General features: G+C 31.5%; 22 protein-coding genes. 14 read left to right on the forward strand and 8 right to left on the reverse strand.

The window, feature by feature from the left end:
- Positions 1 to 112: 112 nt before the first annotated feature.
- The 14 genes from Q0856_RS10060 to Q0856_RS10125 all read left to right on the forward strand — a co-directional run bounded on the left by Q0856_RS10060 (position 113) and on the right by Q0856_RS10125 (position 8,371).
- On the forward strand, positions 113 to 439 hold the full coding sequence (locus Q0856_RS10060) for a hypothetical protein (protein ID WP_298504637.1): 327 nt from the start codon (positions 113 to 115) through the stop codon (positions 437 to 439).
- Positions 440 to 1,009: 570 nt separating this feature from the next.
- On the forward strand, positions 1,010 to 1,336 hold the full coding sequence (locus Q0856_RS10065; protein WP_298504638.1) for a metalloregulator ArsR/SmtB family transcription factor: 327 nt from the start codon (positions 1,010 to 1,012) through the stop codon (positions 1,334 to 1,336).
- Positions 1,333 to 1,788, forward strand: a complete 456-nt coding sequence (locus tag Q0856_RS10070) for an SRPBCC domain-containing protein (RefSeq protein WP_298481272.1) — start codon at positions 1,333 to 1,335, stop codon at positions 1,786 to 1,788. Before Q0856_RS10065 ends, Q0856_RS10070 begins: the two co-directional genes overlap by 4 nt.
- Before the next feature lie 212 nt (positions 1,789 to 2,000).
- Complete coding sequence (locus Q0856_RS10075; protein ID WP_298504641.1) at positions 2,001 to 2,462, forward strand: RidA family protein; 462 nt, start codon at positions 2,001 to 2,003, stop codon at positions 2,460 to 2,462.
- A gap of 142 nt (positions 2,463 to 2,604) precedes the next feature.
- The gene (locus tag Q0856_RS10080) at positions 2,605 to 3,180 is read left to right on the forward strand and encodes a Crp/Fnr family transcriptional regulator (RefSeq protein WP_298481269.1); all 576 of its coding nucleotides are present in this window, start codon (positions 2,605 to 2,607) and stop codon (positions 3,178 to 3,180) included.
- A gap of 92 nt (positions 3,181 to 3,272) precedes the next feature.
- Positions 3,273 to 3,902, forward strand: a complete 630-nt coding sequence (locus Q0856_RS10085; protein ID WP_298504645.1) for a hypothetical protein — start codon at positions 3,273 to 3,275, stop codon at positions 3,900 to 3,902.
- Between the two features lie 3 nt (positions 3,903 to 3,905).
- The gene (locus Q0856_RS10090; RefSeq protein ID WP_298504647.1) at positions 3,906 to 4,343 is read left to right on the forward strand and encodes a DUF2214 family protein; all 438 of its coding nucleotides are present in this window, start codon (positions 3,906 to 3,908) and stop codon (positions 4,341 to 4,343) included.
- 234 nt (positions 4,344 to 4,577) lie between these two features.
- Positions 4,578 to 5,159, forward strand: a complete 582-nt coding sequence (locus Q0856_RS10095; RefSeq protein WP_298504649.1) for a Crp/Fnr family transcriptional regulator — start codon at positions 4,578 to 4,580, stop codon at positions 5,157 to 5,159.
- 396 nt (positions 5,160 to 5,555) lie between these two features.
- Positions 5,556 to 5,855 carry a putative quinol monooxygenase gene (locus tag Q0856_RS10100; RefSeq protein WP_298504652.1) on the forward strand — a complete coding sequence of 100 codons (300 nt, stop codon included), beginning with the start codon at positions 5,556 to 5,558 and terminating at the stop codon, positions 5,853 to 5,855.
- An 18-nt stretch (positions 5,856 to 5,873) separates the two neighbouring features.
- Entirely contained in the window at positions 5,874 to 6,596 is a 723-nt protein-coding gene (locus tag Q0856_RS10105; protein WP_298504655.1) for a pirin family protein, read from the forward strand.
- Between the two features lie 46 nt (positions 6,597 to 6,642).
- Complete coding sequence (locus tag Q0856_RS10110; protein WP_298504659.1) at positions 6,643 to 7,032, forward strand: VOC family protein; 390 nt, start codon at positions 6,643 to 6,645, stop codon at positions 7,030 to 7,032.
- A gap of 29 nt (positions 7,033 to 7,061) precedes the next feature.
- Positions 7,062 to 7,361: a DUF1905 domain-containing protein gene (locus Q0856_RS10115; protein ID WP_298481254.1), complete on the forward strand. Its 300-nt coding sequence runs from the start codon at positions 7,062 to 7,064 to the stop codon at positions 7,359 to 7,361.
- Positions 7,362 to 7,387: 26 nt separating this feature from the next.
- Positions 7,388 to 7,741: a DoxX family membrane protein gene (locus Q0856_RS10120; protein ID WP_298504663.1), complete on the forward strand. Its 354-nt coding sequence runs from the start codon at positions 7,388 to 7,390 to the stop codon at positions 7,739 to 7,741.
- A 30-nt stretch (positions 7,742 to 7,771) separates the two neighbouring features.
- A complete protein-coding gene (locus tag Q0856_RS10125) occupies positions 7,772 to 8,371 on the forward strand; it encodes a GrpB family protein (protein WP_298504665.1) in 600 nt (199 codons plus the stop codon).
- Positions 8,372 to 8,406: 35 nt separating this feature from the next.
- Here the strand turns inward: Q0856_RS10125 and Q0856_RS10130 are convergent, their stop codons facing one another.
- From Q0856_RS10130 to pyrR, 8 genes are all read right to left on the reverse strand, one after another.
- Entirely contained in the window at positions 8,407 to 9,300 is an 894-nt protein-coding gene (locus Q0856_RS10130) for an exopolyphosphatase (RefSeq protein WP_298481250.1), read from the reverse strand.
- Positions 9,301 to 9,312: 12 nt separating this feature from the next.
- Entirely contained in the window at positions 9,313 to 11,382 is a 2,070-nt protein-coding gene (gene ppk1, locus Q0856_RS10135; RefSeq protein ID WP_298504668.1) for a polyphosphate kinase 1, read from the reverse strand.
- Positions 11,379 to 11,867, reverse strand: a complete 489-nt coding sequence (locus Q0856_RS10140) for a histidine phosphatase family protein (protein ID WP_298504670.1) — start codon at positions 11,865 to 11,867, stop codon at positions 11,379 to 11,381. Before Q0856_RS10140 ends, ppk1 begins: the two co-directional genes overlap by 4 nt.
- Positions 11,868 to 11,923: 56 nt before the next feature.
- Positions 11,924 to 12,571, reverse strand: coding sequence for a pyridoxamine 5'-phosphate oxidase (gene pdxH, locus Q0856_RS10145; RefSeq protein ID WP_298481245.1), 648 nt, complete (start codon positions 12,569 to 12,571; stop codon positions 11,924 to 11,926).
- Positions 12,572 to 12,646: 75 nt separating this feature from the next.
- Entirely contained in the window at positions 12,647 to 13,552 is a 906-nt protein-coding gene (locus Q0856_RS10150; protein WP_298504825.1) for a ribonuclease Z, read from the reverse strand.
- Positions 13,553 to 13,558: 6 nt separating this feature from the next.
- On the reverse strand, positions 13,559 to 13,891 hold the full coding sequence (locus Q0856_RS10155) for a ribonuclease Z (protein WP_298481243.1): 333 nt from the start codon (positions 13,889 to 13,891) through the stop codon (positions 13,559 to 13,561).
- Between the two features lie 2 nt (positions 13,892 to 13,893).
- A complete protein-coding gene (locus Q0856_RS10160) occupies positions 13,894 to 14,820 on the reverse strand; it encodes an aspartate carbamoyltransferase catalytic subunit (protein ID WP_298504673.1) in 927 nt (308 codons plus the stop codon).
- Between the two features lie 3 nt (positions 14,821 to 14,823).
- Positions 14,824 to 15,363, reverse strand: coding sequence for a bifunctional pyr operon transcriptional regulator/uracil phosphoribosyltransferase PyrR (pyrR, locus tag Q0856_RS10165; RefSeq protein ID WP_298481239.1), 540 nt, complete (start codon positions 15,361 to 15,363; stop codon positions 14,824 to 14,826).
- Between the last annotated feature and the right edge of the window lie 39 nt (positions 15,364 to 15,402).

A 15,402-nucleotide genomic window follows, 5' to 3' on the forward strand; every position in this document is an offset into this window, starting at 1 on the left:
AAGCAACCGCTCAGCAATGTGTAAAAGCTTTAACTGGTTTAGGTAAACATAAAGTAACAACTGCGGGTCGTTCTATGGATAATTGTAATTATTCAGTACTACAATGAGTAAAATGATGGGGCAAATCAATGTTGTTCGCAGCTGTCAAGAATACATCGCAGATAATGGTTCTTTTAGCATAATTACTGGTATTTTAAATATAAAACCTATTCCAATTGCTATAGCAGATGACGCAATAAGCCGTGCCATTGACACTATTGTTAAATGTGTAGCCCTGGAAATGCTACGTGGTATTCGAATTAATTCTATCAACCCAAAGGTTTTGGAAGAAGCTTGGGATATTTATGGCGAGATGATGCCATGTTTTAATCCTGTACCGGGAGCTTTAGTTGGTAAAGCTTTTGAACGCTCGGTTGATGATTTTATAAGGGGCAAGTAGTTTTTGTCGATGCCTATTAAACAAACATTTTATTATCTCTTCTATTTTAATATAGCTCAATCAATGATTCAGATATAGTAGTCTGAATCATTAATAAGCCATATCCTTTAGAAAGCAATTTTATTATCTAAAAATTGCTTCACACAAATACTTTTTATCATTCCGCCACAGCATTACGATATTGCAATACTAAATAGGCAAACTCGGCAGAAAACCTCGCGAAAACCGTATTTATTTACTCGATAATCGAGATTTAAATGCTCCGACGCTTGCGTCGAAATCAATGCTAATTTTCCTTCTAATGCCTCGTGGGCTTGCCCCGAGGTTGTTTACTATAATTTGTGGAATTCCATAGAGCTTCATTTCTATCTTAATAATTCAACATAGGAGTTGTCCAAAAAATAAAACTCTCATTTTATAAGTAACTCTTCCCCATAGATAGCATAAAAACAAAGGGTATTGCTTCTTAATACTCCTTGGTTCTTTTACTGAAAATCCATATTAATTAAAAAAATATTTGCGTAACCAAATGATTACACATATATTCGTAACCGACTAGTTACGTAAATTATGAGAAGAGATGTTTTTCAAGCAATTGCAGATCCTATAAGAAGAGATATCATTGAATTACTAGCTACCGAAACTTTAAGTATCAATGAAGTGGCTGAAAAGTTTGAAATCAGTAGACCAGCAATTTCTAAACACCTAAAAATATTAAACGAATGTGGTATAATCAGTTTTAACCAAAAAGGAAGAGAACGCTTATGTTTAATTCAACCGCAAAAACTTATCCCGGCTTTCTTGTGGATAAAACAATATAATACGTTGTGGAAAGACAGAATAGATTCCTTTGAAAACTACCTTAATAAAATACAAATAAAAAAAGACAAAAAATGAGCGATTTAGCTAGTAGAACATTAACTATTGAGAAAATTTTTAATGCGCCGATACAATTAGTTTGGGACGCTTGGACACAATCTGAACACATATTAAAGTGGTGGGCCCCAAATGGAATGGATATTAAAGTAATTCAACATGATTTTAAAATAGGTGGAAAATGGAAATACGCTATGCCTATGCCAGACGGAAGTGAATTTATTTCTGAAGGAACATATAAAGAAATTGAAAAACTAAAAAAAATAATCACTTCTGCAGATTTTAAACCTATGACAGAAAATGTAGAACTACAAACTTACTTTGAGGCCGATGGAGATAAGACAAAATTTACTTTTAGTGTGGTTCACGAAACAGCTGCGTATTGCAAGCAACAAGAAGAAATGGGATTCTATAATGGTTGGGGGTCGGCCTTAAACAGATTAGAAAAAATAGTACATACACTAAATAAATAGAAAATGCATCCTAAAACAAAGAAAGCCATTTACTATATGATAGCAAATGTAAGCTCATTAATAACACGTACTAGAATTCGCTAAGAATAAAGCAGTAGAAATTGGTTTTCTAACTTATTTAAGGATAACACTTAAAAACCAGAAATTGTTCTTTGCAAAAAAATATAAACTTAATAGAGAGTAATCCAAGCTAAAAAAACGAAATTGAAAATATGAACCCGATAAGAAATCTTGAAAAACTAAATCTTAAACTTCCAGATGTATCTGTGCCGGGGGGAAGTTACGTATCTGTCAATATTCGTGAAAATATCGCCTATATTGCAATCCAATTTCCAATATTAAATGAAGAATATTTTTATCAAGGACGATTAGGAAATGAAGTTTCGACTGAACAAGGATATAAAGCAATGGAGTTGTGCGCCATGAACGTTTTGGCTCAAGTGCAAAACAAAATTGGATTTGATAAAATCGTTGGACTAAATCATATCGATATTTATTTTCAATCGGGAACAAATTGGGATGACTCTCCAATTGTTGCAAACGGAGCTTCGGATTTATTCGTAAAAGTATTAGAAAAGAAAGGCAAACATTCAAGAGCTATTTTTGGAGTTGAAAAATTGCCAAGAAACTTTAGTGTTGGTTTAACAGCTACATTTACTATAATAAAAGAATAACAAATTGTTCGTAACATATGTTCCCATGAAAAGTTCTATTCCCTTTATATTAAGTGAATAATTTCTTTTTACTCAAAAAAAATCCTCTCCCCTATTCTACGGAAATTACGCAAAGAGTTACAAACGAGATACGCTTAAAAAAATGAATTTAGATAATTTTAAAATACAAATTAGAAAAATAACTAATTTCTCTGAAAATGAGTGCTCCATGTTTATTCCTCATTTAAATAAAAAGGTTTTAAAAAAAGGAGAATTTCTGTTAAGAGAAGGGCAAAAAGTAAATGAAATTTCTTTTGTTGAAAAAGGTTTATTACGTTTTTATTACCTCTCAGATGGGAAAGAAATTAACAATCATTTCTTTTTAGAAAATGACTATGCGGTATCTTACTTAGATTTTCTGAGAAACACTCCTAGTAGATATTACATTCAAGCTTTAGAAGATTGTGAGTTATTAACATTCAACTCTAACTCTCTTCAAGATGCCTATAATAAGTCTAAAAATTGGGAACGCTTTGGAAGAATTATTGCAGAAAGTGTTTACGCAACTGCCACTAATCGTTTTGAATCATTTTTATTTCTCTCGGCGAAAGAAAGGTACTTACAAATGATAAAAGACTATCCCAGATTTATACAACGTATTCCTCTTTACCAACTTGCCTCCTATTTGGGTATAGAAAGAGAGAGTCTTAGTAGAATTAGAAAAGAAATTTCTATTTAAAATACGATTGTAACATACATCAATTTTTAAGAGAATTCTCAAATATACATTTGCGGTGTTGATTATATATAACATTTAAAAAGTATATCCTTATGAGAAAATTACCCATTTGCTTAATTATCCTTATAACAATAGTATTTGCGTCTTGTAGCTCATCGAACAAGACTATTATTCCGACAAGTAAAATACTTCCTACAACAGAAGATAACTATACCATTCTGTGGCTTGGAAATGGAGAATCTTACATCTATATCAATGGAAAATATGAAAGAAACGAATCCAATGATTATTCCTTTGAAGTAGTTCAAAGACGATATGGAAATACTTGGAAATCGGTTAAAAACATGCATCGAATTCATCCGGATTATGACGGAAAAGCGGGAGAACGAGAACAAACTATGTTTTTTGGAATTAATTTCACAGAAAAAGGTAACAAAATTGTTTCTACTATTAATTCTTCTTTAGGAAATGGAACGGGTAGTACAGATAACGAATTTAGAAATCAGACAATTCAATTTTCCATAGATGATATCAGTTCTTTTGCCCCATACAACACTATGAGAATAACGCAACATTACAAATATGAGCAAGGAACGTTACTAGAAACCGTTGAGTTATTTAAACTAAAGGATGGAATAGAAACTCCGTTTGCAAAAATTGAAGAAAGTGCAATGATTTTTAGACCAAAAGTACTAGAGAATGCACCAACCAAATTTCGTTAAATCATGTGGCTATATTCCATAGTAACATATGCTCACTTTATTTCTGTCTTTATACTTTTTTCAGCCTTAATTGTGGAACTCAGTATTATTAAAGAAGAAATGACTGAAAACAATTTTATTATCCTTAAAAGGGCAAATGTATTAATTGGTATTTTTTCTGGACTAACAATTGCAACTGGTTTATTAAGAATGTATTATTTTGGAAAAGGTCCTAATTATTACCTTTCTAATCCATTATTTATAGTTAAGTTATCTTTGTTTGCCATTACAGGCCTTTTATCTATTTATCCTACGATTCAATTTAACAAGTCAAAAAATCTAGAAACTAAAATTACGAAATTAGAACATTTTAAGGCGGTTCAACTCATACTTAAAGTTGAATTGGTACTATTTTTAGTAATTCCATTATTGGCTGTATTTGTTGCAAAAGGTATTGTCTAAATTAAGATAGCATGCCACCAAAAGAAATTGAAACGAAAACTTAAATAATTGCGGCAATTATACCATAATAAGTATAAAATTTAACCCTAAATCCTAAGTTTTGTGTAATTTTATAAAATAGCCAAATTCCCCCTTGGCTTAGAATTTTGATACGCCCAAACGGGTTGATTTATTTCGTATCAAAACTAGTCATAACATATTTCTAGACTGCAAATACAATGCAATAGATAAAAAATGGATAGAATAATAAATACTGTTAACGCTTATATTTCTCTTTCTGAACAAGAGAAAAAATATTTGCAAGATGCTATTACTAAAAAGGTGTTTCATAAAAACGAAATAATCTTTTCCGAAGGAAGAGTATCTAATGAGATTTATTTTGTAAACCAAGGGTGTGTTAGGCTTTTTTATAATGTAGACGGTAAAGATAAAACCGCCTTCTTTTATACTACCGGACAATATATATGCGCAGGAGAGAGCTTCACTTTCAATATTCCTGCAACGGAAAATTACCAAGCAATTAACCAGACCGAAATTTTTGTACTTACCAAACCAAAAATTGAAAAATTATTACAGCAAGTACCTAAAATGGAAATTATTGCTAGGATTGCTACAGAAAATGAACTTATTACTTGTCAAAAACTTATTGCTTGTTTCATCACTAAATCACCAGAAGAAAGATATTTAGATTTACTAAACACACAAGGCGAATTATTTCAACAAGTTCCTCAACAATACATAGCTTCTTATTTAGGAGTCTCTCCAGAAACACTTAGTAGAATAAAAAAACGAATTCTCGATAAAAGTCGTTCTTGACAATAGTCAAGAGAAACCTTGTATATAGCATATAAATTTGTAAAAAAAAGAATATGCAAGAGAAGGTAGCGGGTTTTCTAATGAAGATTTTTTTATTGGCCATATTACTAAACCAAACACTCTCAAATGGGTTACAGAAGACATTAACTGGGTTAACCCTACAGTGGGCATTACTCTCAGTGTTAAGAGCATGTAGTGCATCAAAAAATCTATTGACTTATAGAGTTTTTCTTTACTGAAATGGTTGATAATAATGTTTCTAATTCTTACGACGTAAAAAGGCTAGAAGATTTTTTCAAGACATAAGTTAAAAATAGCTCTAACTAATTACTCCTAAAAAAAACACCCCTGACATTTAATGTCCTTTTGGCGCTTTAATTTTAAAAAAAAAATCACATGAAAGTAATATCTGGTATCTGGAAAATAAAGAAAGCGTATTATACTAACTTTATTGCATTGGGAAAAGAAGCTAGTATTCAATCTAAAAAAGAAATAGGAAATATTAGTTTTAATTTTTCAGAAATAAAAGCAGAACAAAATACTTTTTTATTTTTTGAAGAATGGAAAAATCAAGAAGCTATAGATTTTCATATCTCTCAGGATTATTTTAAAGAGTTTATGAAAGTGTCGAAAAAAATGCTTCAATCAACACCTATAATTACAATTTACGACATCCATAATCAAACAAAATTATAATTTAACAAATTCTATTACATGGAAAATATAGTATTGCACAAAGCGGAAACAAGAGGACATGCAAATCATGGGTGGCTACAAAGTTACCACACATTTAGTTTTGCCAATTACCGCAACGCCGAACGAATGAATTTTGGTGTTTTAAGAGTTCTTAATGATGATACAGTAGCCCCAGGAATGGGTTTTGGCACGCATCCGCACAGAAATATGGAAATAATATCAATCCCGTTAGAAGGAGATTTAAAACATAAAGACAGTATGGGCAACACAACAACCATACATTATGGAGACGTACAAGTAATGAGTGCAGGAACCGGTGTACAACATAGTGAGTTTAACAAAAACAAAGATAGCCAAGTGAAATTTTTACAAATTTGGGTTATTCCGAATAAAGACAATGTTACCCCTAGATATGACCAAATTTCTCTTAACAAAAAGGATAGAGTAAATAGATTTCAGCAAATCTTATCACCCAGTTCAGAGGATGAAGGAGTATGGATACATCAAAACGCATGGTTTCATTTAGCAAATTTTGAAAATGGATTTACATCCAAATACAAACTTAAATCCAAAGACAATGGGCTATATGTTTTTAACCTAAAAGGAGACATTACTGTCAATGAACAGGAATTAGCCACGAGAGATGGTCTTGGTATATGGAATACCAATGAATTAACCGTTAAGGCTAATAGCGATTCCGAATTTTTATTAATGGAAGTCCCGATGGAACTCCCTAAATAAAAAAGTAAGATGCATAAAAAGAATTAAAAACATACTTTTAACATAAATGAACTTAAATCAAATAACAGTACCATCAGAAGATTTAACAAAATCTATCCCATTTTACGAAAAGTTGGGATTAACATTAATTGTTACATCCTTGCCTCACTACGCCAGGTTTCAATGCCCTGATGGAAACTCTAGCTTTTCTCTTCATCAAACTAATGAACTTCCACATGGTGATGGGATTTACGTTTATTTTGAATGTAAAAACCTAGATGAATATATAGAAACTTTAAAACAAAAAGGAATTGTTTTTGATTTAGAGCCAACGGACCAAAAATGGCTTTGGAGAGAGGCTAGATTAAAAGATTTAGATGGCAACCAATTAATCCTTTATTATGGAGGAGAAAACAGACTAAATCCACCATGGAAGATAGAAAGCCCTAAAAAATAAATATGAAAAATAACTTATTATAAAGAAATTTGAATACTAAAATAAAATATCAATTCTCTGCTAAAATATGGCAGGACAACTTGGAAGGTGGTTGGCATTTTGTAACCATACCTAAAGGTTTTTCTACAGAAATTAGAAAAAATCTTCAGTGGCAAGAAGAAGGTTGGGGAAGAATGAAAGCTTCTGTAATAATTAAAGAAATAAGTTGGAATACTTCAATATGGTTCGACACCAAAATAAACTGTTACATTCTACCAGTAAAAGCAGAAGTCAGAAAAAAATCAAATATAAAAAAAGACCAAACACTAGAAGTAACCCTGTTTGTATAATATAACCTATCCAAAAAATTATTACCGTGATAAAAACAATCCTACTAATTCTTCTTGGTCTATTTTTTATTCTAAATGGCATTAACCATATAGTAAACACGCATATTTATGAAGAATATTCCGTAAAAAGAGGGCTTGTCTCCCCACGCCTCATGGTTCAACTAAGTAGTATAGTTCTTATTTTTGACGGTGCAACACTAATGTTTAACTTTTTAATACGCTACGGGGTAATTGGCCTTTCTATATTCCTTATTATCGCTTCTTTTAGTCTGCATCAGTTTTGGAAAGAAAAAGACAATCAGTTAAAATTATTAGAAAGCATGCATTTCGCAAAAAACATGGCTATTCTTACAGAACTTATTTATATTGCTTATTCTTAAAAAATCATTCCATATAAATGGGCTTATAAAATGAAAAAGACCTTATACGATTTAACCAAAGAAGATTGGAATACACTCTTTCCAATTAAACTGGTTGAACATAATCCTGAATGGAAAAATACTTATGAAAGAGAAAAACAGAGAATTATAGATAAAGTTGGTAGTAAAACAATTTTAAGAATAGAACATTTTGGAAGTTCCTCAATTCCTACTATTAAATCAAAACCATATATAGATTTGATGATAGAAATACCAAAAGAAACCTTATTTAATGAAGATTTAATTGCAAATTTCACAGCGTTAGGCTACTCTCATTTTGTGGTTCCGGCAAGGGAAAATATAGAAACATACTCTACTTTTGGAAAAGGATATAATATTGACGGAAAAAAAGAACAGATTTTTCATATTCACATGTGCCCAAAAGATAATGCAATGTGGAAACAAATTGAATTTCGAAATTTTTTAAATTCTAATTTGAAAAGAGCTAAAGAATATGAAAGCTTAAAAATGGAATTAGCGTCTAAATTTAAAAATGATAGAGGCTCTTATGTACTTGGAAAAACACATTTTATAAACGAAACGTTAGATATTATCGATAAAAAAGATAGTATACAAAATGGCTCTCTATAAAAATATTTAGTACGGTTCTATAATATAAAACTTTATTACTTTTTCTTTTTAGAATTATATAATGTCTTAATAATTCCGTCTGACAGCCCTATTTTTGGCACATATATTTTCTTAGCACCACTCCATTTTGCTGCTGAAAGAAATATACGTGTTGCTGGGATAATTACATCTGCTCTGTCCGGGTTTAACCCCAATTCCGATATACGATCTTCGTAGCTTAGACTATCTAAAAAATGGTACTGCGCATTTAACCATATATAAGAAAGAGCCTGCCCTTCTTTTCTTCCAGACATCTTGTGTAGCTTATTTATGTTTCCTCCAGAACCTATTATAGAAAGTTTAGACAAACCCTCTGTGTTAGTCTTAATCCAAGATTGTAATTCTTTCCATAAATCTTCACTAACCATATTATTTAGTATACGTACCGTACCTAACTTAAAGGACTTAGAAATTTTTATTTTACCCTTTGCAAATATGGTAAACTCCGTACTACCACCACCAACATCAATATATAAATACGATTGGTCTTGCTTAATTACGTTTTTTAAATCTGTCGAAGCAATTATCTTTGCTTCTTCTTTACCATCTATTAAGTCGATAGATATATCAGCTTCTTCCTTTATTCTATTTATAATCTCCTGTCCATTTCTAGCTTCTCGCATGGCCGACGTAGCACAAGCCCTATAATATTCCACACCTGCAACCTCCATTAACAATTTAAAAGCTTGCATAGACTTTACCATTCTATTTACATTCTTTTCCGAAATTTCTCCGACTGTAAAGGAATCTTCCCCTAAACGAACAGCAACACGAACCAATTCACTTTTTCTAAACTGCGTTTTTTTTCCTTTTTCCTCAATTACATTATGAGTTAACAAACGAATAGCATTAGACCCTATATCTATTGCTGCAAATTTTCTAACTTTCAATCTTTCTCTCTTTTAAGAATTCAACTTGTTTAAATAATACGAATAACTAGCAAATTGGGACCTACTAGATTCTTCCTCTTCTGGCCTATATGCATTATCTTGTTTATCCGAAAACAATCGCGCTTTTGCTCTATCATTCCAAGAAATATTAAATGTTTCCAATATCTCTTTTTTAATTTCATTGTCGTAAATAGGGCAACCTACTTCTACTCTATTATCCAAATTACGCGTCATCCAATCCGCAGAAGAAATATATACTTTAGTATCGCCATCGTTACCAAAAATAAACACTCGAGCATGCTCTAAAAATTTATCTACCACACTAATAGCTTCTATATTTTCACTCATTCCTTTAACACCTGGAACAAGACAACAAATACCTCTTATAATAAGCTGTATTTTTACTCCAGCACTACTTGCTTCATACAACTTGTCTATCATTTTATAGGAAGTAAAGCTGTTCATTTTTATTTTAATAAATGCTTCTTTACCCATTCTAGCATTTTCTATTTCCTCTTCAATAAGTTTTATAAATGTACTTTTCGTATAATGAGGAGATACTATTAAATGTTTGTATTTATTAATTTTATATGTAGTTTCAAAGAAATCGAAAACTTTATTTAATTCTTTTAAAATACCATCATGTGCTGTGAACAAAGTATAGTCGGTATAAATTTTGGCCGTAGACTCATTAAAATTCCCTGTGCTAATAAAACCGTAGCGTTTTAAACCTTCTTCTTCCTCCCGTTCTACTAAACATATTTTACTATGTACCTTTAATCCTGGAACACCAAAAATTAACTTAACTCCTTCTGCCTGTAGTTGTTCCGCGTATTCAATATTTGCTTGTTCATCAAAACGTGCCTGCAACTCTATCTGTACGGTTACTTGTTTTCCATTTTTTACTGCATTAATCAAAGAAGCTGCTACTTGCGAGTTACTGGCTAACCTATATACTGTGATTTTTATAGACCTTACTTTTGGATCTAAAGCCGCTTCTCTTAAAAATTTAATGATATAAGAAAACTTATGGTAAGGTGTATATTGTAAATAGTCCTTTTTTGCTATAGAATCTAATATGCTTCCCTGCATATTAAGTCCTTTTATGGGTAGAGGAGTAATTTTATCGTACAGTAAATCTTGTCTTCCTAAACTGGGAAAACCCATATAGTCTCTCCTATTATGGTAACGTCCTCCAGGAATAACACTATCCGTATCTTCGACTTCCATCTTTTCTTTAAGATAAGTCAAAGTATCATTAGCAATACTCTTATCATATACAAAACGTACCGGATCACTAATTTTTCGGTGCTCTACGCTAGAAGATATTTTCTCGATAAAACTTTTGCTTAGGTCGTTATCAATGTCTAGCTCTGCATCTCTTGTTATCTTTATCATATGAGCCGAAATAGATTCATAATCAAACATCGTAAAAATACTATCTAAGCAAAACCGTATTAAATCATCTAATATGATAATATAATCCTTTTCTTCTTCTTTTGGCAGCACCACAAAACGATCTATTCCCTTTGGAATTTCTATTAAAGCAAACCTTTTTGTCTTAACTCCTCCCTCTTCTTCTTTCAACAACATTTTTACAGCCAAATACGCTGCTGTATCTTTTAGTGTCGGAAACTTATTGGCATCGCTTAAAATGATGGTCATTAATTGCGGACTAACCTTTTGAACAAAATATTTTTTTACAAATTCTTTTTGATTAGCATTTAGTTCTGTCTCCTTTAAAACAAAAATATTTTGTTTTTCTAGTTCCTCTTGCACCTTTTTAAGTATACCAAGACTTTTAGTTTGTTGGTAAATTACTGTTTTAGTAATTTCTTCTAATAAATCTTTTGCTATTTGTCCACCGAGAACGCTTTTACCTTTTTTTCCTGCTTCAAAAATTCTTTTAACGGTAGCGTATCTTACTTTAAAAAACTCATCTAGGTTGTTAGAAAATATTCCTAAAAATCGCATTCTTTCAATTAAAGGAACTTTAGGATCTGCGCTTTCTTGTAATACACGCTCGTTAAATAACAACCAACTAATTTCTCTATTTATATATTGATTCTTATTTTTTATCATACTCTTAATTGCTTTGGAAAAAGAACTTGTTTTGTTACTCCTTTTGTTATGCTAGACCAACTATCTTGATTAAAACATAAATGTACCAACCCGCTTGTTGGAACGTTATCAATATAAGTATTTCCTAAAGAATTGGCAATATGCGTAAAGGCATAATTATGACCAAAAACTAAAATCGTATTTAATTTATCGTCTATATTTTTAATGAATGAAATTGCACTTTCCCCGGAAAAATCATATAAATCACTGGTTACCTGAAATTTATAAAAATCATAATTCAATTGCCTTAAAAATATCATTGCAGTATGTAAAGCTCTATTTGCCGGACTAGAAAAACTAAAGTCTATTTCAATATTTTGTTCGTTTAACACATTGCTAACCAAAAAGGCATCATTAATACCTCTTTCTTTTAAAGGTCTATCTATATCGTTTACTGCATATTCCCAAGAAGATTTTCCATGTCTAACTAAAATAAGATGCTTCATTTGTTGGTATATTTTTTATTAAGATTACCATAACACCGAAAACAATTTCTATCTCATCAAGGAGCTAAACGGTCTATTTTCCAATTAAAATCTTCTTGCAATTCAAAACGTATTCTATCATGCAACCTATTAGGCCTTCCCTGCCAAAACTCCATAGAAATGGGCTTTACTATATATCCTCCCCAATGCTCAGGGCGCTTAATTTCTTTGTTTTTATACGTTTCTTCTAATTTCTTTAAATCGCTTTCTAATACTTCTCTAGAAGCTACAACACTACTTTGCTCAGAAACAATTGCGCCTAATTTGCTCCCATCTGGGCGAGACTCAAAATACCCATCAGATAAATTCTTTGCTATCTTTTCTGCCCTACCTTTAATAATTATTTGACGCTCTAAGTTGGGCCAAAAAAAAGAAAGACAAACCTGCGGGTTATTAGCAATAGCTTTTCCTTTTTCACTATTGTAATTGGTATAAAAAATAAAACCTTCATGAGTGTATTTTTTTAATAGTACCACTCTGTTTTTTGGATAACCATCTAAGCCAACTGTAGAGACAGTCATTGCATTGGCCTCATCTACCCCTTGAGATTCTTCAACCTCATAAAACCATTTCTGAAAAACCTCCATTGGGTTATCCGAAATACTGCTCTCATCAAGTGCGCTCTTCTCGTAAGATTTTCTATAATTACTTAGATCCTTTTGCATAATTTTTTACCTTTTACAAGATACACAAAGGTCTACAAAAGATAGGACAATGAAAAACTAGGGCAAAAAATTATACTAAAACTCTAACACCCTCCCATCTCTTGCCAACTCTACGTTAGCAAAAACTTCTTCGGCTTCTGTTTTAAACAAATCTATAGATTTATAACGTGTGGAATAATGTCCTAGGATGAGTGTTTTAACATTTGCAGCTTTAGCTATTTCAGCGGCTTCCTTTGCAGTAGAATGTTTCGTCTTAACAGCTAAGGCTCCTTCTGTATGTAAAAAAGTAGACTCATGATATAAAGCGGTTGCATTTTTAATTATCGGAACAATATCTGGTTTATACGCCGTATCACTACAAAAAGCATAACTTTTGGGCGTATCTGGGTCTAATGATAATTTAGAATTAGAGATTAGTTCTCCTGAATCTAGAATCACATCTTTTCCGTTTTTTATATTTTGATAATACGCTTTATCTACTTTAAACTTTTCTGCCGCTGTTATGTTTAATTTCCTTTGTCCCAATTTTTCCTGAAACAAAAAACCATTAGTATACACTCTATGTGATAAAGGTATAGTAGTTACGCTAACTTTATCGTCTTCATAAATTAAGATCGATTCTTTGGATGTTATTTCATGAAAATACAAATTGTAATTTGTCCAAGAATCTCCTAATTTTAGAAGTAGAGTTATTGCTTCTTTTATTCCCTTAGGTCCATGAATGTGCAATTCTTTCTCTCTTCCTAAAAGTCTAAAAGTAGATACCAATCCAGGTAAACCAAAGAAATGATCACCATGTAAGTGAGAAATAAATATGTGATTTATTCTAGAAAACTTAATCTTATGTTTTCTAAGCTGTACCTGCGTACCCTCCCCACAATCGATTAAAAACATATGATTTTTAATCTCCAATAATTGAGAAGTAGGATTAGTTAAAGTTCTAGGAGTAGCTGCATAACAACCAAGTATGGTTAGTTTCATCATCAATTACAAATCTAGATCTCTTTCTATCTCCTCCATTTCAATAATATCTTTCGCCTCTTGTATAGTAGGTACCACACAAAGTTCCTCTGGAGTATCATCATAAGATACTTTTGTAGTTACCAAAACAAAAGATTTCTTGGCGGCTCTATGGGTATTAGACAATTGCATAAATTCTAAAATATCATTTGCTGTTAAGGCATCAAACGAAAAAAGATTTACTACAATATTATCTTTATTAATTTTAGAATATGTAGCATTCAAATTATCTAAGAATACAGTGAGTGTTATATTTTCCTGAAATACAATAGTAGTATTTCCTTCTTTAGTAAGTATCATACTTATTTTATTTTTGAGGCCAATAAGTAAATTACAGCCATACGTATGGCTACCCCATTCTCTACTTGATTAAGAATTATAGATTGTTTAGAATCTGCCACATCGCTAGTTATTTCTACTCCTCGATTAATTGGACCTGGGTGCATAATTACTATTTCTTTATCCAAACTATTCAATAGCGTTTTATTTACACCAAACTGCTGTGTATATTCTCTTGTTGTTGGAAAATAACTAATATCCAATCTTTCATTTTGAATACGTAACATATTGGCAACATCGCACCAATTTAACGCTTTTCTTAGGTTTGTTTCCATCTCTACCCCCAAAGATTCTATATGTTTTGGAATCAATGTTTTAGGACCACAAACTTTAACATTTGCTCCAAGAAGTTTTAAAGCAAAAATGTTAGATAGCGCTACTCTGGAGTGCAAAATATCACCTACAATAACTACGTTTTTCCCAGCAACATCTCCAAATTTTTCCCGTATAGAAAAGGAATCTAATAATGCTTGTGTTGGATGTTCATGAGCGCCATCACCTGCGTTTATAATAGCGGCTTTTACATGTTTTGCTAAAAAGATTCCTGCTCCAGGATTTGGATGGCGCATAACCACCATATCTACCTTCATAGATAAAATGTTATTCACAGTATCTATAAGCGTTTCTCCTTTTTTAACGGAAGATTGTCCTGCAGAGAAATTAATAACATCGGCAGAAAGTCTTTTCTCCGCTAGTTCAAAAGAGAGTTTTGTTCTTGTACTATTTTCGAAAAATATGTTAGCAATATTAATATCTCTTAAAGAAGGAACTTTTTTAATAGACCTATTAATTACTTCTTTAAAATGATCTGCAGTTTCAAAAATGAGTTGAATATCCTCTTCTTTTAGATATTTTATTCCTAATAAGTGGTTAACACTTAGTTCGCTCATTTCTTATTTATTTATTAAATATATAACGTCTTTACCATCGTTTTCCTCCCACATTACTTGCACCTTTTCATTGTTAATAGCATCTACTTGTCTTCCTCTATAATTAGGTTGTATTGGCAAATGCCTACTAAATCTACGATCTATTAGGGTTAGCAATTCTATTTCTGAAGGTCTACCGAAACTCTGAATAGCAGTTAATGCTGCTCTTATACTTCTTCCTGTATACAAAACATCATCAATTAACACTACTTTTTTATCTTCTACTAAAAAATCAATTTTAGTTTTTGTGGCTTCTAAGGTTTTATCTCCTCTTCTAAAATCATCTCTATAAAATGTGATATCTAAATAGCCTAAGTCAATTTTCTTAACCCCGTATTCATCACAAAGAATTTTTGTTAATCGGTCTGCTAAAAATTTACCTCTTGGCTGAATGCCTATTAAAACGGTATCTGTAAAATCTAAGTGACTTTCCAAAAGCTGACAAGCCAATCGATGTAGGATGATATTTATTTCTTTTGAGGAAAGTAGAACTTTTTTACTCATGCATTAAATCCTATACTCTTTTGAATGACAAAAATAGGG

The sequence above is a fragment of the uncultured Maribacter sp. genome (assembly GCF_947496775.1).
In the GTDB taxonomy this organism is placed as follows: Bacteria; Bacteroidota; Bacteroidia; order Flavobacteriales; family Flavobacteriaceae; genus Maribacter_B.